The organism is Flavobacterium sp., from assembly GCF_965277525.1.
In the GTDB taxonomy this organism is placed as follows: Bacteria; Bacteroidota; Bacteroidia; order Flavobacteriales; family Flavobacteriaceae; genus Flavobacterium.
The window spans coordinates 1-23896 of sequence record NZ_CBDIDC010000006.1 but is presented as its reverse complement, the minus strand read 5'-3'; the positions used below and the strand labels follow the sequence as shown (position 1 = coordinate 23896).

The 23896-nt window shown below is 36.4% G+C and carries 15 protein-coding genes and 1 pseudogene; 14 read left to right on the top strand and 2 right to left on the bottom strand.

Annotated elements, in window-relative coordinates; all coding sequences use genetic code 11:
• Nucleotides 1-116 precede the first annotated feature (116 nt).
• From mutL to ACQY44_RS15365, 4 genes are read left to right on the top strand one after another with little or no spacing between them, the layout of a single operon-like run.
• Nucleotides 117-2027: a DNA mismatch repair endonuclease MutL gene (mutL, locus tag ACQY44_RS15380; RefSeq protein WP_428231219.1), complete on the top strand. Its 1911-nt coding sequence runs from the start codon at nt 117-119 to the stop codon at nt 2025-2027.
• Nucleotides 2024-2773, top strand: a complete 750-nt coding sequence (locus ACQY44_RS15375; protein WP_428231218.1) for a rhomboid family intramembrane serine protease — start codon at nt 2024-2026, stop codon at nt 2771-2773. The genes mutL and ACQY44_RS15375 overlap by 4 nt, the downstream gene beginning before the upstream one ends.
• Nucleotides 2774-2816: 43 nt before the next feature.
• Nucleotides 2817-3680, top strand: coding sequence for a rhomboid family intramembrane serine protease (locus ACQY44_RS15370; protein ID WP_428231217.1), 864 nt, complete (start codon nt 2817-2819; stop codon nt 3678-3680).
• Nucleotides 3681-3698: 18 nt separating this feature from the next.
• On the top strand, nt 3699-4745 hold the full coding sequence (locus tag ACQY44_RS15365; RefSeq protein ID WP_428231216.1) for an endonuclease/exonuclease/phosphatase family protein: 1047 nt from the start codon (nt 3699-3701) through the stop codon (nt 4743-4745).
• A gap of 167 nt (nt 4746-4912) precedes the next feature.
• Here ACQY44_RS15365 and ACQY44_RS15360 read toward each other — a convergent pair whose 3' ends face one another.
• Nucleotides 4913-5758 (bottom strand): AraC family transcriptional regulator, encoded by an 846-nt coding sequence (locus ACQY44_RS15360; RefSeq protein ID WP_428231215.1) that lies wholly within the window; start codon nt 5756-5758, stop codon nt 4913-4915.
• Between the two features lie 178 nt (nt 5759-5936).
• On the opposite strand from ACQY44_RS15360, the gene ACQY44_RS15355 reads away from it, so the two are divergent.
• The 10 genes from ACQY44_RS15355 (at nt 5937) to ACQY44_RS15310 (ending at nt 23330) form a co-directional block, all read left to right on the top strand.
• Nucleotides 5937-6851: a dihydrodipicolinate synthase family protein gene (locus ACQY44_RS15355; protein ID WP_428231214.1), complete on the top strand. Its 915-nt coding sequence runs from the start codon at nt 5937-5939 to the stop codon at nt 6849-6851.
• A gap of 74 nt (nt 6852-6925) precedes the next feature.
• A complete protein-coding gene (locus tag ACQY44_RS15350; protein ID WP_428231213.1) occupies nt 6926-8512 on the top strand; it encodes an aldehyde dehydrogenase (NADP(+)) in 1587 nt (528 codons plus the stop codon).
• Complete coding sequence (locus tag ACQY44_RS15345) at nt 8512-9522, top strand: 4-hydroxyproline epimerase (RefSeq protein ID WP_428231212.1); 1011 nt, start codon at nt 8512-8514, stop codon at nt 9520-9522. Before ACQY44_RS15350 ends, ACQY44_RS15345 begins: the two co-directional genes overlap by 1 nt.
• Nucleotides 9523-9596: 74 nt before the next feature.
• The gene (locus ACQY44_RS15340) at nt 9597-10832 is read left to right on the top strand and encodes an NAD(P)/FAD-dependent oxidoreductase (RefSeq protein ID WP_428231211.1); all 1236 of its coding nucleotides are present in this window, start codon (nt 9597-9599) and stop codon (nt 10830-10832) included.
• A 3-nt stretch (nt 10833-10835) separates the two neighbouring features.
• A complete protein-coding gene (locus ACQY44_RS15335) occupies nt 10836-12131 on the top strand; it encodes an aminopeptidase P family protein (protein ID WP_428231210.1) in 1296 nt (431 codons plus the stop codon).
• A 3-nt stretch (nt 12132-12134) separates the two neighbouring features.
• Nucleotides 12135-14297, top strand: coding sequence for a DPP IV N-terminal domain-containing protein (locus ACQY44_RS15330; RefSeq protein ID WP_428231209.1), 2163 nt, complete (start codon nt 12135-12137; stop codon nt 14295-14297).
• Nucleotides 14298-14547: 250 nt separating this feature from the next.
• Nucleotides 14548-17754, top strand: coding sequence for a SusC/RagA family TonB-linked outer membrane protein (locus tag ACQY44_RS15325; protein ID WP_428231208.1), 3207 nt, complete (start codon nt 14548-14550; stop codon nt 17752-17754).
• 11 nt (nt 17755-17765) lie between these two features.
• Nucleotides 17766-19223, top strand: a complete 1458-nt coding sequence (locus ACQY44_RS15320) for a SusD/RagB family nutrient-binding outer membrane lipoprotein (protein ID WP_428231207.1) — start codon at nt 17766-17768, stop codon at nt 19221-19223.
• A 254-nt stretch (nt 19224-19477) separates the two neighbouring features.
• Nucleotides 19478-22576: a M43 family zinc metalloprotease gene (locus tag ACQY44_RS15315; protein ID WP_428231206.1), complete on the top strand. Its 3099-nt coding sequence runs from the start codon at nt 19478-19480 to the stop codon at nt 22574-22576.
• Nucleotides 22577-22613: 37 nt separating this feature from the next.
• Complete coding sequence (locus tag ACQY44_RS15310; RefSeq protein ID WP_428231205.1) at nt 22614-23330, top strand: T9SS type A sorting domain-containing protein; 717 nt, start codon at nt 22614-22616, stop codon at nt 23328-23330.
• Between the two features lie 71 nt (nt 23331-23401).
• Here the strand turns inward: ACQY44_RS15310 and ACQY44_RS15305 are convergent.
• A pseudogene (locus ACQY44_RS15305) lies at nt 23402-23786 on the bottom strand (M24 family metallopeptidase).
• Nucleotides 23787-23896 lie beyond the last annotated feature (110 nt).

The window sequence follows — 23896 nt, the reverse complement described above, 5'->3', positions numbered from 1 at the left end:
ACAGGTTTTTTGTTTTTTTTATGAGGGGACTTATTCTAAAAGCCAGTAGAAATTCATTAAATTTGTGCTTCTTGGTTTGAAAATTTTAACCTTAACCTTTTAATTATTTTTTCTTAATGTCGAGTATAATTCAATTACTTCCCGATCATGTTGCCAATCAAATTGCCGCTGGAGAGGTGGTTCAAAGACCTGCTTCAGTCGTAAAAGAGCTGTTAGAAAATGCTGTTGATGCTAAAGCAACTGATATTAAGTTGATTATTAAAGATGCAGGGAAGTCATTGGTTCAGGTTATTGATAACGGTTCAGGAATGAGTGTGACTGATGCACGCTTGTGTTTCGAACGTCACGCGACTTCTAAAATCCGTCAGGCAGAGGATTTGTTTTCCTTGTGTACAAAAGGTTTCCGTGGAGAGGCATTGGCCTCTATTGCTGCAATTGCGCACATGGAAATGAAAACGAAGCAAGATCAGGAAGAACTGGGAACGCATATTGTTATTGAAGGAAGTAAATTTATTTCTCAAGAAGTGGCTGTTTTGCCAAAGGGAACTTCATTTGCGGTTAAAAACTTATTTTTTAATATCCCTGCCCGTCGTAATTTCTTAAAGTCAGATACTGTTGAATTTCGCCATGTTATGGATGAATTTCAGCGTGTAGCTTTGGCGCACCCTAATATTCATTTTACGTTTTATCATAACGGAAGTGAAATGTATAATTTGCCTGCCGCAGGCTATCGCCAGCGTATTGTTGGGATTATGTCCGGTAAAACAAATGAAAAATTAGTTCCTGTTAACGAAGATACAGAAATTATCAATGTTCAGGGATTTGTTTGTAAACCTGAATTTGCAAAGAAAAGCAGGGGAGAACAGTTCTTTTTTGTAAACGATCGTTTTATTAAAAGTGGTTACTTGCATCATGCAGTAATGGCTGCATACGACGGACTTTTGAAAGACGGTTCACAGCCTAGCTATTTCTTGTATTTGCAGGTGCCGCCAAACACGATAGATATCAATATTCATCCTACTAAAACTGAAATTAAGTTTGATGATGAACAGGCTTTATATGCTATTCTTAGAGCATCAATCAAACATAGTTTAGGGCAATTTAATGTGTCTCCTGTTCTTGATTTTGATCGTGATGCTAATTTAGATACGCCTTATCATTATAAAGATTTAGAGGGAGAGACACCAACAATTCAGGTTGATGGTACTTATAATCCGTTTACAGATGATAAAACCAACCAGCATTATTCTAAATCAGGTTCAGGTTCCGGATCAGGTTTTAGTTCCGCGTCTGGATCGGGTTCAGGTTCCTATTCCGGATATAATAAAAGAGTAGAGCCTACAGCAACCTGGGAAAGTTTATATGTAGGTTTAGAAACCGATACAATAGAAAGTTCGCCTTTTACATTTGAAAATGAAGAAGTAACTTCGTCATTGTTTAATGATCATGAAATTGAGCAGGCAAGTCAGGGAACATATCAGATTCATAAAAAGTATATTGTTTCGCCCATAAAATCCGGAATGGTAATCGTTGATCAGCAACGTGCGCATCAACGTATTTTGTACGAGCAATTTTTATTGAATATGACTGTGAACCAGGCTTCAAGTCAGCAATTGTTGTTTCCTTTGAATTTATTTTATTCATCGGATGAAATGACGTTAATTGAAGAATTGAAACCGTCTTTAGAAACAACTGGTTTTGTTTTTGAAGAAGCACAAACTGATCATGTTGTGATTTCGGGAATTCCGGTTAATATTACCGAAAGTGAAGTTTCTCTTGTGATTGAGCAATTGTTAAGTGATTTACAAGACGGAATTCCAGCCAATAGTTACAGTCAAAATGATACTATTGCCAAATCGATGGCCAAAAGTTTAGCGGTTAAGACAGGATCTTATTTAACCGAAAAAGAACAGGATAATTTAGTAAACGGTTTGTTTGCTTGTAAAGATCCAAATATATCACCTTTTCAAAAACCAACTTTCATTACAATGCGTGTGGAAGATATAGATAAAAAGTTTGCCTTATGATGAATATGACTCCCGTAGTAAAACAATTGTTGATAATCAACATTATATTTTTTATTGGTTCTCAATTAGTGCCGGTTTCTTACGAATATTTTTCGTTGTTTTTTCCTGAAAATCCTGGTTTCAAAGTATGGCAACCACTTACGCACATGTTTATGCATGGAGGTGTAATGCATATTGCGTTTAATATGTTTGCATTATATTCATTTGGTTCTACACTGGAGCATTTTTGGGGTGGGAAAAAATTCTTATTCTTTTATATTTCTTGTGGCTTAGGGGCAGCTTTGGTGAATTTTGCTGTAAATTATTATTTTTATCAGGATGCACTACAAACTTTAATTGCCAACGGATTTAATAAAGTGCAAATTTTGCAATTGTTAGATGAAGGAAAAATAGACACAAGATGGCAACAGATATTATCAGTTTCTGAATTTAAACATTTTACTGAAGCGTATTTGGGAACTGTTGTGGGGGCCTCTGGTGCAATTTACGGATTGCTTGTGGCTTTTACATTTATGTTTCCTAATGCAGAGCTGGCCCTTATGTTTATTCCTATTCCGATAAAAGCGAAATATTTTGTACCGGTTTATATGCTTCTTTATGATGGCTTCTTTGGTATTCTGGGGAATTCATTTATGGGAATTGGTGACGGAGTAGCGCATTATGCACATATTGGAGGTGCTTTGTTTGGTTTTTTAATTATGTGGTACTGGAAAAAGAATCAATTTAATGGTAATCGTTGGAATTAATTTTTAATTTTAATATCGCAAATAGAAACTAAAAGAAGCTATTATGAATATTCTTGATGATTTAAAACTACAATATAAGTTAGGCGGCATAGCAATGCGTGTTATTTACTGGAACATTGCTTGTTTTCTGATCTCATTAGTGTTCTTTTATCAGTTTTCGGGCGGGAGTTTTGCATATCCAGACTGGCTGGCATTATCGTCAGATCCAAATGTATTTATGTTTAGGCCATGGACCTTTTTGACGTATGCATTTTTTCATTCCTCATTTTTACATTTGTTGTTCAATATGATGGTTTTGAATTTCGCGAGCAATCTGTTCCTGACTTTTTTTACTCAGAAGCAATACCTCGGCCTATATATTTTAGGGGCTGTTTTTTCTGGTGTTGTGTTCTCTTTAAGTTTTTATTTTTTAAATATTCCGGGTAGTATTGTTGGAGCTTCAGCTGCGATCATGGCAGTTTTAGTTGGCGTGACGACGTATCAGCCTTTAATGAATGTTCGTTTATTGCTTATTGGTAATGTAAAGCTTTGGCACATTACAACGGTAATTCTTGTTCTGGATTTAATGCAGTTTCGTTTAGATAATACCGGTGGGCATATTTCACATTTAGCAGGAGCTCTTTTTGGTTTTATTTTTATTAAATTGCTTCAAAATGGTACAGATTTAAGTATCATCATTTCCAGAACAATAGATTTCTTTACAAACCTATTCAAAAAATCCCCTTCGACCCCTTTCAAAAAAGTTCATAAGAATTATAAAAAACCTGCAGAAAAAGTTGCATCCAGAATTGTTACGAAAGATAAAACGCAACAACAAATTGATGAAATTTTAGATAAGATTAGCCAGTCCGGTTATGATTGTCTGACAAAAGAAGAAAAAGAGTTTTTATTTAAAGCTGGAAAATAATCCTTTTAGCAAGAAAATATGAAAAACCTTTCGTGGTTTAATAAAATAATGTTCTTTTTGAATATAGTGCTGACTGTAGTAACTTTTAGTATTTATATTTTGCCTTTTTTAGCACCTAGAAGTTTTCCGCTTTTATCGGTGCTGACACTCTTTATGCCGGCTTTTTTTGTGTTCAATGGGTTCTTCTTTGTTTATTGGGCAATTCAGTTTAAAAAGCGTCTTATTTTGTCTGGTCTGGTTTTGTTAACCGGAATTACATTTATCAGTAAATTTTATAAATTCTCTGCCAAGGAATATGTTAAAGATGAAAAAGACTTCTCTATAATGAGTTATAACGTTCGTCTTTTTAATGTTTTTAAATGGTTGGATCGTGATGATATTCCATCCAATATTAAAGCTTTTATTGACGAAAAGGATCCGGACATTCTGTGTATTCAGGAATATTCAAATTCAGCTCATATTGATCTGAAAGTGTATCCGCACCGTTATATTTTTATTGATGGAAAACAGATTAAAACCGGACAGGCTATTTTTTCTAAGTTTCCTATTATTTTCGAGGGAAATATTATTTTTCCAAATTCAGACAACAATGTAATTTATGCAGATATCAAGCGGGGTAAGGATGTAATCAGAGTGTATAATATGCACTTGCAATCTATTAAAATTTCGCCGGATGTAAGTGATATCTCAAATAATATTGATAATGTAAATCAGGAAAAATCGCAGCTTATTTATACGAGAATCAGTAAAGGATTTAGGCAGCAACAGGAGCAGGCAGAAATTTTTAAGGAAAATATAAAAAAATGTACCACTCCATTTATTATTTGTGGAGACATGAATAACAGCCCTTTTTCATACGTTTACCGAAGTATAAAAGGAAAACAAAAGGATGCTTTTGAAGAAGCAGGAGAAGGTTTTGGGGCAACTTATAAGTTCCGCTATTATCCGGCCCGAATTGACTATATTTTTACAGACAGTAAAATGAAAGTAAAACAATTTGAAAGCTTCCCTGATTTCGAAAATTCAGATCATTATCCTATCATGGCAAGACTTTCCATGGAATAGTTTTTTAACCGCAAAGTACGCAAAGATTTTTTAAACGGTAGGGCATTATAAAAACACAAGGTTCGCAAAACTTTGTGCTGATCTGGCTTTGTGAACCTTGTGTTTTCTAAACGTAAAGTAAAATATTAGCGTACTTTTCGGTTAAAAAAAAAGCAGATTTCGAGTGGCTATAAGTTTAGCTTTCTATATTGTAAAGGTGAAGTTTGCTTTAATTCTTTAAATTTTCTGTTGAAATTGGAGATGTTATTGAATCCGCATAATTCAGCAATTTCTAAAACAGAAAGTTCATCATTATTGGCTAATAATTTCGAGGCATGCTCAATTCTTATTTCGATTAAAAACTGAAAAAAAGATTTGTTTGTCCTGACTTTAAAATAACGGCAAAATGCATTTTTGGTCATATTGGCAATTGAAGCTATTTCATCTAAATTTATATTTTTCTGAAAATTAGTCATCACATGCTCGAACACCGTTTGCATTCTCTTCCCTTCGTTATCAGTTATTTTTTTATCATACAAATGATTAGACAAATGTTCTTTATCATTGTTTGAAAGCCATTTCAGTATTCCTAAAAACAGAATGAAACGTTCGTAATTGTCTGATTTTTTTAGTTTTTTAAAAGATTTGGTGATTTTTTTCGGAGCGTTATGAATTATAAATCCATTTTTACTGTTTTCTAATAACGGATTAATATTTTTAAAAGTAGGAAGCGTAAAAAAATCTTTGCCAAATGAGTTGGTCGTAAAAAATAAAGTAAGCATTACAGAGGATTCATTTTCGTGTACTTCACTTCTGAAAACATGTGGTAAGTTGCTTCCAATTACTAATATATCACCATCATTATAGTGGGAAATAGTGTCACCTGCAAAAATTGCACCCTGGCCTTTTTCTATAAAACTGATTTGAATCTCTTCATGCTGATGCAATTTGTCATAAAAAACAACTTCTCTGTCTTCTTGATATATAAGGGGATCTTCTCCCGATTTAGGGATTTTAAAGGGGAAAACTTTCATGGTTGGGTTAGGTTAGTTACTTCAAATATATTTTATTTTGGTAAAAAAACAGCAATATATTAGTTTGTTTTTTGCCTAACTGGCTTATATGTGGTAATATAGTATTATTTTGTGGTAATTTATTAGCCTCCTGCTTTGCTCAATATAAATAATTTTGGTTCCAATTAAAATCAATATTATGAGTATTCAATGGAAAGGCGTAATGCCGGCAGTAACTACAAAATTTACTGTAGATGATAAATTAGACTTCAGCATGTTTGAGGTAAACTTAAAAGCACAATTAGAAGCCGGTGTTGAAGGAATAATTCTTGGAGGAACACTGGGAGAAGCCAGTACTCTTTTAGAAGAAGAGAAAAGAGAGTTGGTAAAAGGTACTGTTGGCATAGTTAATAATCAGGTGCCTGTGATCATGAATATTGCAGAACAAACTACACGTGGAGCGATTCTGGCAGCTAATAAAGCAGAAGAAGATGGCGCAAAAGGCTTGATGATGTTGCCTCCTATGCGTTATAAAGCTTCTGATTATGAGACAGTAATGTATTTTTCGGAAGTGGCAAAAAACACATCGCTTCCCATAATGGTATACAATAATCCTATAGATTATAAAATTGAAGTTACGCTGGATATGTTTGAAGAAATTTTGAAATTCGATAATATTCAGGCCGTAAAAGAATCAACCAGAGACATTTCTAATGTAACCAGAATGATTAATCGTTTTGGAGATCGGTTAAAAATATTATCAGGAGTTGACACTTTGGCCCTGGAGAGTTTATTGATGGGATCTGATGGATGGGTTTCAGGGTTGGTAGATGCCTTTCCCAGAGAAACAGTAGCAATTTATAAATTGGCCAAAGCAGGCCGAATAGAGGAGGCGCTCAAAATATACAGATGGTTCTTACCTTTATTAGAATTAGACATTAATGCTTTTTTAGTTCAGAATATCAAGCTTGCAGAAGTAGCAACAGGAATTGGAACAGAAAATGTTCGCGCACCAAGATTACCGCTACGAGGGACTGAAAGAGAACATGTTTTAGATATTATTACAAAATCCTTGGCATCCAGACCGGTATTGCCCGATTATAAAAATTTATAATCTTCTGTTGGTACAATTGGTTTGAAGTTTCCTTTTAAGGAGTGTAAAATACTTATTCAAAAACAAAAAGAGATATGATTACAGGGAAAAATTATGTAGGGAATAAACTTAAAGCTGAGGGACAAAAAACATTCAAAACATTTAATCCGCAGCTAAATAAGGAAAATCCCTGGATTTTTACAGAAGCAACTCAGGAAGAAATAGAAGAAGCTGTTGCGTTAGCCCATCAGGCATTTGGGACTTATAAAAAGTGTTCAGGTCTTGAAAAGGCTGTTTTTTTAAATGCTATTGCAGACGAAGTTTTAGCTTTAGGAGATGATTTGTTAGTGCAGTATTGCAGTGAATCCGGATTCCTGATGGGCAGAGCAGAAGGAGAACGAGGCAGAATGGTTGGTCAGCTTCGTGCGTTTGCTCAGATGCTTACTGAAGGAAGCTGGGTTCAGGCTGCAATTGATACTGCAATAATAGAAAGGCATCCTGTTCCCAAAGAAGATTTAAGAAAAATGTTGGTCCCTTTAGGTCCGGTTGTAGTTTTTGGATCAAGTAATTTTCCGTTTGCATTTTCAACAGCTGGCGGAGATACCGCTTCGGCTTTAGCCGCGGGTTGTCCTGTAATTGTAAAAAGTCACTCGATGCATGTTGGTACAGGCGAAATGGTGGCTTCTGCAATTTTGAAAGCAGCAGAAAAAACGAATATGCCTAATGGGGTTTTTTCTAATCTGGTTGGTGGCGGAACAACTCTTGGAGCCAGCCTGGTTAAACATCCATTGGTAAAAGCAGTTGGATTTACGGGAAGTATTCGTGCCGGAAGAGCTTTATTTGATCTTGCCGCACAACGACCGGAACCTATTCCTGTTTTTGCGGAGATGGGAAGTGTAAATCCAGTGGTGTTTCTGCCAAAAGCATTAGAAAAAAATAGTCAAAAATGGGCAACTGCCTATGCAGGATCAATTACTCTTGGAGCCGGACAGTTTTGTACCAATCCCGGTTTATTAATTGGAATAAAAAATGCCCAACTAAATAAATTCTCAGAAGAATTAAAAAACGCTATTGAAAAAATGGAACCATTTTGTATGCTGCATCCTTCAATGAAAGATAGTTTTGAAGAAGGAGTGGCAACAATGATTTCTCAAAAAGGGGTTTCTAAAATTGCAGAATATAAAGGTGAAGCTGATCCTAATTTTGGAGTTCAGAAAATTTTGACTGTAGGCGGTAAAACCTTTTTAGAAAATAAAACTTTAAGTCATGAGGTTTTCGGACCTGTTTCGATCCTTGTGCAATGCGAGGATGAGGAACAATTATTGAAAATTGTCAACCAATTAGACGGACAATTGACAGGGACAATTATTGGAGAATCAGAGGAGCTAAAAGAGTACACTAAACTGGTTGTGGCAATGCAGAACAAAGTAGGACGTTTGATTTTTAATGGTGTTCCTACAGGAGTTGAAGTTTGTCCGTCGATGATTCACGGAGGTCCTTATCCTGCCTCTTCGGATTCGAGATTTACCGCCGTTGGTATTCATGCTGTTTATCGCTGGGTAAGACCCTTTAGTTATCAGAATTGGCCCAATGATTTGTTGCCGGCCGAATTAAAAAATGAAAATCCGTTGCAAATTTTAAGAACGCTAAATAATATTCAAACAAAATCCCAGATAAAATAATGTCAAAGAAAACTTTTTTTTGTGTAGATGCACACACTTGCGGAAATCCTGTGAGAGTTGTGGCTGGTGGAGGACCAAATTTAAAAGGTGCTAATATGAGTGAGAAACGCCAGCATTTTTTAAAAGAATTTGATTGGATTCGCAAAGGATTAATGTTTGAACCCCGCGGTCATGATATGATGAGCGGCAGTATCTTATATCCGCCAACTGATCCTGAAAATGATTTTGGAATATTATTTATCGAAACATCAGGCTGCCTGCCCATGTGTGGTCACGGAACAATAGGTACTATTACTATTGCCATCGAAGAAGGTTTGATTACACCTAAAGTACCCGGAAAAATAAAAATGGAGGCTCCGGCCGGCTTAGTAAATATTGAATATCAACAAAGCGGAGGCAAGGTAGACTGGGTTCGTTTGACGAATGTAAAATCATATCTGGCCGCCGAAGGTTTGACTGTAGATTGTCCGGAATTGGGCGAAATTACTTTTGATGTTGCTTATGGCGGAAATTATTACGCAATTGTAGATCCGCAAGAAAATTTCTCAGGAATTCAGAATTTTTCGGCTGGAAAAATTATTCAGTTCAGTCAGGAAGTTCGCAAGCGAATCAATGAGAAATATCCGGATTATTTTATTCATCCACAAAATGATACGATTCGGGATGTGACACATCTATTATGGACAGGAGAACCTTTAGATCCGACTTCATCCGGAAGAAATGCTGTTTTTTATGGAGACAAAGCCATTGATCGATCGCCTTGCGGCACCGGAACCTCTGCAAGAATTGCTCAGTGGCATGCTAAGGGAAAGCTTAAAATTGGCGAAGATTTTATTCATGAAAGTTATATAGGGAGCAAGTTTATTGGCAGAATTGTAGAAGAAACAACTATTGGAGATATTCCTGCAATAGTGCCAAGTATTCAGGGTTGGGCAAAAGTATATGGTTATAACACGATTATGATTGATGAAGCAGATGATCCTTATGCGCATGGTTTTCAGGTAATTTAATAAACTATTAAAAATTTCTATTCATTGAAGAAGAATAAAATGCTCCTTCAATGAATTTTTTTAATTCTAATCAAATGAAAAAAGTAAGTATAGTTGGAGGAGGTATTATAGGTTTGTGTTCAGCTTATTATCTTGCCAAAGAAGGATATGAAGTAATTATTTTTGATCAGTCAGAAATGAGTGATGGCTGTTCATACGGGAATGCCGGAATGATCGTCCCGTCGCATATAATTCCGTTGGCACAACCCGGTATGATCGCCCAGGGAATAAAATGGATGTTTGATAGCCAAAGTCCGTTTTATGTAAAACCAAGACTGAATTCTGATTTGATAAAATGGGGACTTCAATTCTATAAACATGCCAACGCTAAACATGTAGAAAAAGCAATGCCGGCATTGCGTGATTTATCCTTGTTGAGTAAAGAGTTATATCAGGATTTTGCCAAAGAAAATGATTCTTTTTTCTATGAAGAAAAAGGACTTTTGATGTTGTACAAAACAGAAAAAGTAGCAGAAGATATATTTCATGAAGCAAAAGAAGCGCAAAGATTAGGCCTGGAAGTTGATTATCTTTCGGCAGCCGAGGTCACGAAATTAGAGAAAGGCACAAAAACAAATGTTTTAGGTGGAGTTCATTATAAAAGTGACGCACATTTGTATCCTCAAAAATTTCTGGACTTTATTAAACAGGAATTAAAACGATTAAATGTCGAAATTCATCCGGCGACAAATGTGCAGGATTTTGTTTTTGATCATAATAAAATTACAAAGATTGTGACCAGCAAAGGTACATTTGCTACAGATGAAGTGGTTTTGGCAGCTGGATCCTGGAGTCCTGTACTGGCTAAAAAAACAGGAATTTCGATTTCAATTTTACCGGGAAAAGGGTACAGTTTTACACTGAAGGATAAAAATCATAAACCTTCGATTCCTTCTATTTTGTGCGAAGGAAAAGTAGCTGTCACGCCTATGAATACAGACATTCGTTTTGGAGGTACAATGGAAATTACACATACCGGAGATACAAAAATCAACCAGAACAGATTGCAGGGAATCGTAAATAGTATAAACGAATTTTATCCGGATATGGAAGTCGAAATGCCGGAAGCACAAGATACCTGGTTGGGATTCAGGCCTTGTACACCTTCCGGAATGCCTGTTATTACAAGGGCAAAAAAAGTCGTAAATTTGACTTTCGCAACAGGGCACGCTATGATGGGATTAAGCCTGGCGCCTGCGACAGGGAAAATAATCGAGGAGATTATTTCCGGTAAAACGCTCTCTGTCAATACTAAAATGTTTCAATTATAAAAGATGAGATACGATTCGATTCCGGTTTCTTTATTCGAAAATAACCGAAAAAGGTTTGTGGCAAAGATGCAAAACAACAGTTTGGCAATTTTGACATCAAATGATGTAATGCCTAATAATGCAGATGATGTCATGGGATTTGCACAGAACAATGACTTGTTTTATTTGTCAGGAATTGAACAGGATGAAACGATTCTGGTGCTTTATCCCGATGCTTTTAAAGAAGAAAATAAGGCGATTTTATTTGTAAAAGAAGTTAGCGAAGATACCTTAATCTGGGAAGGCGATTTTTTGACCAAAGAAAAAGCTTCGGCTATCTCCGGAATCAAGAATGTAAAATGGATTCATGAATTTGAAAAAGCAATACAGCTTTTTGCGTTCGAAGCAGATGCCATTTATTTAGGACATAACGAACATATTAAAAGGGTAACATCAGAAATGAATACGCGTCAGGATCGAATGATTCAGTGGTGTAAACAGAAATACCCATTGCATCAATATGAGCGCGTTGCTAAAATTACCCGGGATCTGAGACCAATAAAATCTGATGAAGAAATGGCCCTGATTCAAAAAGCAATTGCAATAAGTATCAGAGGGTTCAAAGCGCTGTTGAAAGCTGTAAAACCTGAGGCAAAAGAATACGAACTCGAAGCTGAACTGGCGTACGAATATATTAAAAATGGCGGAAACCGTCATGCGTTCAGACCCATTATTGCGTCGGGTAAAAATGCCTGTGCACTTCATTACAATACCAATGATTCAGTTTGTAAAGATGGTGAGATGGTGTTGGTCGATTTTGGCGTTTGTTATGCAAATTATAATTCTGATACTACACGATGTCTTCCGGTAAACGGGAAATTTTCGCCACGTCAGAAAGAAGTTTACGAATCGGTTTTGCATTGCTTAAAAGAGGGATCAAAGTTCTTGAAACCCGGTGTTATGTCGAAAGATTACGAATCGCAAATGGCAAAATTAATCGAAGCAGAATTAGTTAAACTACAATTGATTACGGAAGAAGAAATAGCCTCTCAGGATCCTCAGAATCCAGCATACAAAAAATACTTCATGCACGGAACGGCACATTATCTGGGCCTGGATGTTCATGATGTAGGGCTATACTCAAAACCTTTTGAGAAAGGAATGGTGCTGACCTGCGAACCCGGAATTTATATTCGGGAAGAAGGTATTGGCTGCCGATTAGAAAATGATTATTTACTGACCGAGGATGGAAATATTAATCTGTGTGAAGAAATGCCCATCGAAACAGAGGAAATAGAACAGCTAATAAACACCAAATAAATCATGATTAAAAAACAATTTTTAGCACTGCTTTTTGTTTGCTCAGGTATTTTTGCCCAAAAAAATATTGACATAAATGAATTAAAGTGGCTGCCAAATTCGCATTCGTTCTGGGTAAATTCAGAAGAGAATATTTTGGTTTACGATGTCGATAAATTAAATCAGAACAAGACTGTTTTGACCCGTGAACAATTAAAAAATGCAGGTTTCAAGGGGACGATCGAAGAATTGGTCTGGAATCAAAATAAGACAAAAGTACTGGTTTATACCAATTCAAAAAAAGTATGGAGAGCCAATACCAAAGGTGATTATTGGTTTTTTGATATAACAACAGGAAAAGGCAGAAAGCTTGGAGCAAATTTAGAAGAATCTTCCTTGATGTTTGCTAAATTTTCTAATGACAATGAAAATGTTGCTTATGTGTCGAAACATAATATTTATGTTGAAAATTTAAGTTCAGGTAAAATAACACCATTGACAACAGATGGAACTGATAAAATCATCAACGGAACTTTTGATTGGGTTTATGAAGAAGAACTTGCCGCACGTGATGGATTTCGCTGGAGTCCTGACGGAAAAAGTATTGCTTTTTGGCGTGTTGATGCTTCGGGGACAAAATTTCACTTAATGATCAATAATACAGATGCTTTATATCCGTTCGTAGTTCCTGTAGAATATCCTAAAGCGGGAGAAAAACCTTCTTCAGTAAAAATTGGTATTATTGACATTAGTGCTCTAAAAACAAACTGGCTTGATATCCCCGGTGAACCTGATAATAATTATTTGGTTCGAATGGAATGGGTTGACAAAGATGCTGTAATGGTCGTGCAGTTGAATAGAAATCAAAATCAGGCTTCTCTTTATAATTGCAACACACAATCCGGTAAGGCAGATTTAATTTATCAGGAAAAATCAAATGAGTGGATTGATGTTTTTGACATTTCTTCCGGAGTATATGATGGTTTCCCCTGTCAGTTTGTAGATAACGGAAAAGCTTTTTTATGGAGTTCTGATGCGGATGGCTGGATGCATATTTATAAAATTAGCAGGGACGGAAAAAAGAAAGAACTTATCACGACCGGAAAATTTGATGCTTATTTTAATGCATATAATGATAAAACAAAATCAGTTTATTATATCGCAAGTCCTAAGGATGCAACTCAGCGGTATTTGTATGAAACGAATTTAAATTCCCGAAAAACAAAAAGGGTTACTCCTGAAATATTCGAAGGAACCAATGAATATGAATTTTCTACTGACGGATCGTATGCAAAACACACAAATTCTACTATCAACCGGGATTTTAATATCCGTTTAGTTTCGCTGCCGGATCATAAAAAAATACTGCCAGGCGAAGCAGATGTTTTTACAAAACCGGTACGTGATTTTTCTTTAGAAAAGTTTAAGATAACTACTGTAGATGGTATCGAAATGGACGGAATTATGGCTAAACCACTTGACTTTGATCCAACAAAAAAATATCCGTTGTTTTTTTATGTTTATGGTGAGCCAATGGCTTCTGTTGCGAATGATATGCCTTATTTTAATGGGTTTATAGATCTGTTAATTCCACAAGGATACATAGGAATTGCAATGGATAACAGAGGGACCCCGGTATTGAAAGGAACAAAATGGAGAAAATCTATTTATAAAAATATCGGAATTATCAATACTCGTGATCAGGCAATGGCAGCGAAAGAAATTTTAAAATGGAATTTTATTGATGCAGACAGAGTTGCTGTTCATGGCTGGAGTGGTGGTGGTGCTGTTACTTTAAACCTGATGTTTCAATACCCTGAAATTTACAAGACAGGAGTTGCCATAGCGGCAGTTACAGATCAGCATTTTTATGATAATATCTATACGGAACGCTACATGGGATTGCCGGGTGAAAATGAAGCAGCTTATATTCAGGCTTCGCCGGTAACACATGCAAAGAATTTAAAAGGAAATTTGCTTTATATTCATGGAACAGGGGATGATAATGTGCACTATAAAAATGCCGAGGTTTTGATTAATGAATTCGTTAAATACGATAAAGTTTTTAATTTAATGATTTACCCAAATCGTTCCCATAGTATCTATGAGGGAGAAGGCACGAGGCAACATTTGATAGATACTTTTATAAAATTCATACAAGAAAAATGCCCGCCGGGAGCTAAGTAAGTTGTAATAAATAATAAGTAAAAGGAGAATTTCGATAAAAAGAAATTCTCCTTTTTTTGTTTTGAAACAAATTTAAAAATCAAAATTTTTTTAAAAAAAATGTGATGTTTTTGTCTAGGATAAGATAATACATGCAAAAGTGTAAAATATGTAGTTAAAGGGTAATATAATAGGTTTTTGTGATAATATATTATCATAAAAATTATCAAAAAAGCAAAATATTTGCCAATACTAATTATAAAACCATTTTATGAAATTTAAGTTTTTTCAAAGAAAAACAGCTGTACTCTTTTTTGTACTGCTAGCACAATTTGCCTTTGCACAAGAGCGGATTGTATCAGGAATTGTTTCAGATGATGCAGGAGTGCCTTTACCGGGTGCGAGTGTATTGATCAAAGGAACAAAAACAGGAACTCAAACAGATTTTGACGGGAAATATTCGATTAAAACAAGTCTGAATTCTGTTCTTATCTTTAATTATATCGGAATGAAAACTCAGGAGAAAAAAGTTACCGGTGATGCCGTTAACGTAGTTTTATCAGGAGGTTCAGAGCAGCTTCAGGAAATTGTTGTTACAGCTTTGGGAGTTAAAAGAGAAAAGAAATCCCTGGGATATGCAACTCAGGAAATAAAAGGTGATGAGCTGACAAAAGTAAACACCGGGAATGTCGCAAACTCTATTTCGGGAAAAATTGCAGGTGTACAAATAAGGCGCAATAATAATATTGGCGGTTCGACTAATGTTATCATTCGTGGTACGACATCTCTAACAGGAAATAATCAGGCATTATGGGTTGTTGATGGTATTCCTTTAAATAATGACAATACCAATAGTACAGATCAGAAAAGCGGTGGTAATACCGGAGGATATGACTATGGAAATGCAGCTTCGGATATTAATCCGGATGATATTGAAACAATGAACGTTTTAAAAGGTTCTGCCGCTTCTGCCTTATACGGTTCCAGAGCATCTAACGGGGTAATTTTGGTAACCCTGAAAAAAGGAAGTAAATCTAAAGGTGGTTTAGGAGTCAGTTTTAGTTCCGGAGTTACTATTGGTGTAGTAGATAAAAAGACGCTGCCGGAATATCAAAATCAATACGGTGGCGGATATGGCGATTTTTATGGTACAGTTGATTTAGGTAATGGCGTACATCCTTATGCTGCAACAGATGATGCTTCCTGGGGACCTAAATTTGATTCTAATTTACTAGTATACAATTGGAGTTCATTTTATCCTGAACTGCCCGGTTACGGAAAAGCAACCCCATGGAATCCGGTAAGGGAGAATCCAAATAGTTTTTATCAGAATAGCATAACGGTGACCAATAATATTGCAGTTTCAGCTTCTAATGAAAATGGTGACTTTAGAGTAGGATATACTAATTATGACCAGGGTCAGGGAATTTTGCCAAATAGTAATAATCGTAAAGATAATTTCAATTTCTCGGCAAGTTATAATTTAAAACCCAAAACCAGAATATCGGCTTCTGCCAATTATTTAAAGGCAAATGCTAAGGGAATGAATGAAACGGGTTACGGAGATGGCGGAAATAATTATTTAAGCAGTGTCAGACAATGGTATTCAACAAGTGTTGATTTTAAGGATCTGAGAGAGGCTTATAATTTGACAGGAGAAAACACAACATGGAGCGTAGGAGGTCCTAATGATTTGAAAATTCAGTTTCATGATAATCCCTATTTTCAAAGAGCCAACAATTATAATACTTTAGACCGTGATCGATTCTTTGGTAATATGGCTTTGAATACGCAAATAAACGATTGGTTTGATGTAACAGCGAAAGGTGCTGTAGATTATTATCATCAACTACAGGAAGAGCGCATTGCGGTAGGGTCAAAAAGAACTCCAAATGCACTGGGACAATATACAAGATTTGATAAAACTTTTAGAGAGATAAATTTTGATTTAATTCTAAATTTCAAGACTACTATTACTGATAAAATCAAGTTTAACGGAATGGCTGGAGCAAATTCAAGACGCTCTGTCAGTAACTCAATATTTGCTGCGACCAATGGAGGATTGGTAGTTCCGGGAATTTATGCCTTAAATAATTCTATCGATAAAATAAACAGTCCTTCTGAATCTCAGGTGACTTTGGGAACTAATAGTATTTATGCTAATGCAAGTTTTAATTTTATGGAAACTTATTTCCTCGAAGGAACTTATCGTGTGGATCAGTCGTCTACATTACCGGAAAATAATAATACGTATTCCTATCCCTCTATTACGGCTACCTATATTTTCAGTAATCATATCAGGACTGATTGGTTGTCTTTTGGAAAACTCCGTTTAAATTATGCTGAAACCGGTAATGACGCTCCGTTTGCCGTGATTTCATCAACTTATCCCAAGAGTGATAATTTTGGTCCAGACGGAATTCGTTTTTCTACTGAAAACAGTAAAAGTAATTCTAATTTAAAGAGTGAGCTAACCAAAGGATTTGAAGCCGGAATTGAACTTAAATTGTTTAAAAACAGGTTGGGATTTGATTTTTCCTACTATAAAACAAATACAACAAATCAGATTCTTTCAATTGAAACCCCAACGCAAACCGGCTATACAAGAGCCTGGATCAATGCAGGAGATGTTCAGAATAAAGGTTATGAAGTGACAATGACCGTAATCCCTGTAAAAACAAAAGATTTTTCCTGGGAAGCAAAAGTGAATTGGTCTACAAATAAAAACGAGGTGATTTCGCTAGGCGGGGCAGATAGAATTTCGCTAGGCTCTTTTCAGGGTGTAGGTTATGTTGCAGAAGTTGGTAAACCTGTTGGTCAGCTTATAGGTTCAGGGTTTACCTATTTAAACGGAGAAAAAGTAATTCGTGCAAACGGAAGATACCTTCAAACTGCCGGAGCTACTATTGGGGATATAAATCCGGATTGGATTGGTGGTTTTAATAACGTTTTAACGTATAAAAACTTCACATTTAATTTTTTAATCGACGTCAAAAAGGGAGGTGATGTCTATTCTTTAGACCAGCGTTTTGGGCACACTACCGGAATATACCAAAGTACAGTTTCTAATAACCATTTAGGAAATCCGCAAAGAGATCCGGTGGCAAACGGAGGAGGTGTTTTATTGCCTGGTGTAAAAGAAGACGGAACTCCCAATAATGTGGTGGTAAGTGTCGAGGGATCTAATGGATATTCTTTTTATAACTCGATGCCGGAACAGCAATATGTTTACGATGCTTCTTATGTAAAGTTACGTGAGGTAGGGTTAAGTTATAAATTGCCTTCAAGATTCCTTACAAATACTTTTATAAGCAATATAATTTTCGCTGTGAATGGATCTAATTTATGGATAATAAGTAAAAATTTACCCTATGCTGATCCGGAAGCGGGACTTTCCTCCGGAAATCTTCAGGGATTTCAGACTGGAGTTTTGCCAACATCAAAAGAGTATAACTTTAATATGAAAGTTCAATTCTAAAAACAAACAAGATGAAAATAATAAAAAAAATATTTTTTGCAGGAGTCCTTTTGCTTTCCGTTGTTTCATGTGATAATCTGGAGGATTTAAATCAGGACGAAAAAGCATATACAACTGTTTTACCCGGCGCCTTAATGACAAGCGCACAAGTTGAGTATGCATTTTTCCTGACAAACGCTTCAGTAAACAATAACAATTTTAGAGGATACGCCCAATATTGGACAACTACAACCTATACTGATGAGGTAAACTACAATCAGGAAAGAAGGAATTTAGGCAATTCTAATGCGATTTTATTATACAGAGATGTTCTGCAGGATCTGGTAAACGCAGAAAAACAAATTAAAGATAAAGAAGTATTGGGAGCAGTGGATATTGCAATTAAGAAAAACAAAATTGCAGTTCTTGAAGTTCAGATTATTATGACATATCAAACCCTTGTTGACTTGTTTGGTAACGTTGCTTATAGCGAAGCCCTGGATATTAAAGGGCATCCTTATCCTAAATATGATGATGCAAAAAGCATTTATTTAGATCTCGCAGCAAGACTCGATGTTGCAATTGCAGACATGGATGTTACTAAAGAGAGCTTTGGAGCAGCAGATTTAATATATAAAGGCAATGTAAATAACTGGAAAATATTAGCCAATAGTGTAAAACTAAAACTTGGATTGCATCTTGCTGATGTAGAACCGGCTAAAGCCAAAACGATGGTTGAAAGTGCTTATAATTCAGGAGTAATGACAAACGAAGGTCAAACAGCATTGTTTGCCTATTTTTCTTCACTTGTGGATATGAATCCTTTGTATGATACTTTGGTAAATGAAAGCCAGACTGTGCCAACAGAGTTTTTTGTCAATGAACTGAATGCAAAAGAGGATCCAAGACGCGACATCTTTTTTAATCCAAATTCTAAGAAACAAGGCCAGTATAAAGGAGCTCCTTACGCCAAACAAGTAAGTTATAGCGATTTTTCTAATATAGGGCCAAGACTAAAGGAGAAGACAAATCCGGGAGTTCTTTTTGATTATACAGAAACTTGCTTTTTGTTGGCAGATGCAGCCAACAGGGGGTTTAGTGTTGGAGATGCTGCAGAAGAATATTATAAAAAAGGAATTTTGGCAAGCATGCATTTTTGGGGAGTTTCAAATGCTGATGCACAAACCTATAGCAACAGAGCTGATGTTGCTTTTGCAACTGCAGCAGGAACTGTAAAAGAAAAGATCGCATACCAACTCTGGATTGCCTATTATAACAGGGGATATGAAGGATGGACAGAATACAGAAGATTAGATTTCCCTGTTCTAAAAGCTCCTTCAACGGCAGTTGATGCCTCAGGAGGAAAAGTACCCGTGCGCAATATATATTCCCTTTTTGATAAAACACTCAATAAAGAAAATTATGAGCAGGCCGCTACTGCTATTGGCGGAGATTTAATGACCACGAAAATTTTCTGGGATAAATTTTGATTTGAATTAGTTGTATTGTTTTTAGCCGGAAGCCTTTAGATAGGCTTCCGGTTTTTGTTTTTAGTGGTTTGTGTATGTTTGGTTAAAAGGAGGTTTTGTTTTTAAATACTCAGTTAAAGTTGTTTATTTTTTAATATAGTGTTTTTTTAAAGTTAAAAAGTTGATAACTATGTATTGTTTTTAATTAAGATAGTATCATTAAAGTAGTGCCTATCCTGTTAATTTTGGTGTTAACAAATTAACCCAAATAAATTATGAAATTAAAACTACTACTATTATTGCTGGTTTTTTCGATAGGAAAAATTAGCGCGCAAGGACTCCCTTGCCGGACAACAGAAGAAAATGCAAAAGTGTACCGGAATAATCCACGCTCACTTCAGGAGAAAAAAGATTTTGACGCTTTTACCAAAAAGTTTGCTCTTCAGCGTAAAAGTAAAACTGCAAAAACAGAAGAAGTTACCTATACCATTCCTGTAGTTTTTCATATTTATGGAGATGTACAAAGTGGTAAAACAATTACCTACGAAAAGATTGTTAATCATCTGGCACAGTTAAACGATGATTTTAACGGAAGAAATGCCGATTATCAAACTGTTGAGCCTTTTTTTCAGGCAAGAAGAGGGACTATAAAAGTAACATTTAAACTGGCAAAAAAAGATCCTAACGGAGGATGTACAAACGGAGTTGTTTTTCATCCTGCGAAAAATGGTTACGGCAATGGAGGCGGTTATGATGATCAGATCGCCGCAGATGCCTGGGACAATACTAAATACATGAATGTGTACATTCAGAATGATTTGTATAATGATGGCGTTTACAATAATTCCGGAGTGGCCTGGTATCCTAATTCTGATATGACAGCAAGCAATACTGCACGTGTTGTTTTTAATGGCGCCTATCTTTATGATAACTCTTATAGCAAAGAATTTTCGGCAACCCTGACACACGAGTTTGGTCACTTTATGAACCTGATCCACACTTTTGAAGGTGGTTGCTCCGGAACAGATGAAATTGATGATACACCTCCAGAGGACGGTTTACACACACTTGGCTGTACGCCGGGAACAAATTGCAGTGGTGACAAGGTAAACTTTGAAAACTATATGGGATATAATGGTGCACAAGGCTGTTATAAAATGTATACGCAAGGGCAGATCGACAGAATGATGGCAGCATTACAGCATCCTGCAAGAATTACACTTTGGCAGCCTCAAAATTTAATCGATACAGGAGTAAACACAACAGAAAGCAGTTTAATCGCAAGCGCAACCACTTTTAAAGAAACAGTTGTAAATGACGGAGCTTTTGATTCCGCATCAATTGTAACACTAAGTGGCGGCAAAACTTTTGCATTAAACTCGGGAACTATGTTGGCAGGGACACATTTTACGCACACTTTTCCGGCTGGAATTACACCTGTAGTTACCGTAAATTCAAGCGGACAATTAACGGTAACGCTTTCAGGAAAAGCTGTAAATCATGCCGCAGCACAAAACACAACGGCCGGAATTACATTTTTACCGGCTGCTTTTGCCGGAGGAACGACAGGTTTATCGTGTACATCCTTGTTTTTCAATTTGAAATTTACAGATCCTTACGGAATATTCTTTGTAGATATGCCTAATGTTAGTATTTCTTCTGCTCTAACTTGGAAACCCTTTGATATCGAAAAAGGAGATGATACATCATTTGGCGGTTGGCGTTATGCTGCTAATGCTTTAAAAATTGAAACCTACGGTAAAAAGTTAGCTTGCCAAAGCGGGACCAGAAATATTTCTTTGCTGGCACAAAATGTAGCCGTAGGACCATCAAGCAATATGACGGCTCCGGGTGCCTACCCTGATCAGTTAGATTTGCGTACAGCAAATTATACTACCTGGGATGGAAAATCCGGTTATGTAGGTTTTGAATATAAAATCGAAGGACTAACTTGTTATGGGTGGTTTAAAGTCGATGTTGCGGCTAATGGTGATAGTTATACCATTTCTGAATATGCCTATAACACGCAGCCTAATGCGCCAATTTATACCGGAATGTCAAATAAAACAGCAGTTACTTTATCTGATAGTGTTTTATATGAAGCAGAAGCTAATGATGGAGGTGTTACAGCAACCAGTACAATCACTTTATCGACCAATAATGGAACTTTTACTAAAAGTATCGGAACCTTTACTTCAGGAACTGATTATACAATCACAGGCGTTCCTTCAGGATTAACAGCCGTGTTAACTCTTCAGGCAAATAATAAGCTGGTGGTTTCTTTTACAGGAAAAGCAGCTGCCCATATTCCGGCGAACGATGCTGCAGTGGTAATAACCTTTAAAGATGCTGCTATTACAGGCGGAATCTCAACTCTTGATAATGCTGCCAAAACTATTAATTTGAAGTTTGATGCGCCTTACGGAATTTTCTATGTTAATAATCCTGATTTTGTTGCTTCGGCAGCACAAACATGGCAATATTTTGATTTAGGTATTGGAGATAACACAGAGTATGGAGCGTGGCAATTTGCTGCTGCTGCTTTAAAAATTGAAACGTATGGCAAAAGATTAGTTGGTCAGGCCGGAACAAGGAATATTGCCTTAATCAATCAGGGGACCGCGATTGATGCGTCAAGCAGTTTTGTAGCTCCAGGTGCAGCATATCCGGATCAGTTAGATTTAAGAACAGCAACTTACACCACCTGGGACAATCAAACCGGATATGTAGGATTTGAATACAAGAGCAGAGGACGTACTTGTTACGGTTGGATGCATGTTAAAGTAGAAGCAGGAGGAGTTGGTTACAGCGTTTTGGATTATGCGTATAACACAAAGCCTAACGAATTAATTTTAGCCGGAGCTCAAACCACTACAACTGTTTTGGCTCCCTCAGGTTTGGCTGCAACTGCTAATAATGCCAGTCTACAAGTGCAATTAACATGGGTAAATAATGCTGTAAACGCCACGAACGTTGTAATTGAAAGAGCCGGAACTGACAATGTCTTTGCTGAGATAGTAACATTGCCAAGTACAGCAGTAACCTATACAAATACAGGTTTAACAGCTGGAAACACTTATAAATACAGAGTGCGTGCAAAAGCAAATTCCGTTTACTCGGCATATTCTAATGAAGTTACTGCTACTATTACTGCAAATTCATCTTATTGTACTACACAAGCAGATAATAAATATGAGTACATCAATTCAGTAACTATCGGAAGTTTTACGAATGCTTCCGGCAAAGATGCGGGAGGATATGCTGATTATTCTTCTAAAGTAATAACGGTAAGTCCAAACGTGCTTACAAATGTAAGTTTGAAAGCGGGTTTTTCAGGTGATGCCTATTTAGAATACTGGGGAAATCTGGATTGATTATAATAAAAACAATGTTTTTGAAGCTTCAGAAAAAGTGATTGATGGAATTTCTTCCAATGGTACAGCTACAGGCAGTTTTACTCCGGTTGCTTTTGCGGGAACTACAAGAATGCGTATTGTAATGAAATACTATTCAAATCCGTTAGCTTGTGGCAATATTGCCGATGGCGAAGTAGAAGATTATTCTGTGGTTTCAGGTACAGTGGTACCGCCGGATCCCGTGACATTAGCAACACCAGGGAATATTGGTAATGCCGGAGTGTATGCCACAGGATTTTACGCATCTTGGAATACCGTTTCCAATGCTACAGGTTACGAAGTGCAATTAAATAATTCAACTGCGGGCTGGACTACCTTTGGAACTTCAGCGACCTATTATTTATGGATTCCAAAACAAGGGGCACAAACTGTTTATCAATTTAGGGTAAGAGCAAAAAATGCTACTGAATTTAGCGATTGGAGCGCACCGTTAACGATTAATTTACAAAATGGAAGCGCAGGAGCCCATCAGGTCGATTTTACGAAATCATTTACGATGTATCCAAATCCGGCTTCAGATGTAGTTAATTTTAATTTGTTGAATTTAAATTTATCCACTATAAAAATAACTATTTACGATAGTACAGGAGCAATAATAGATGTGCTGGAAAATGCAACTTCTTATCCTGTACATCGTCTGAGAAAAGGAGTCTATATTGTCGTAGCTACAGATGGTAGTTTTACAGAGCATAAAAAATTATTGGTTAAGTAATAAAAAATTGGAGTAAAAGAAAAGGGGAGACGATGAATCGTTTCCCCTTTTTTTTATGTCGTTATAAGAAATTAATTTATACCAATACCAAACGGATTGTCAATACTATGCATAGGAGTTGTAAACCATTTAGGACCTTTTGAAGTCATATAAAAATGATCCTCATGACGGATTCCAAATTGTCCCGGAATACAAATCATAGGTTCATTGCTTACCACCATTCCTTCTTGCAAAACAGTAGGATTCCCTCTAACCAGATAGGGATATTCATGGATGTCCAAGCCTGTTCCGTGGCCCACCCCGATGAGGTAATCCGGGAAGTTCATAATCAGGACTCAAACCGGCTTTGGCGATTACTTTTCGCGCTGCATCATCTACAGTACCACACGTTGCGCCTAATTGTGCTGCATCAAAAGCTGCTTTTTGTGCCGCCTTCTCTAAGTTCCAGATTTTTATATGGGATTCAGTTGGTGTTCCATAGACATAAGTTCGTGTAATATCTGACAGATAACCTTCCTAAGCGACAACCGGTATCAATAAGTACAATATCATTTTCTTTTAAGTCC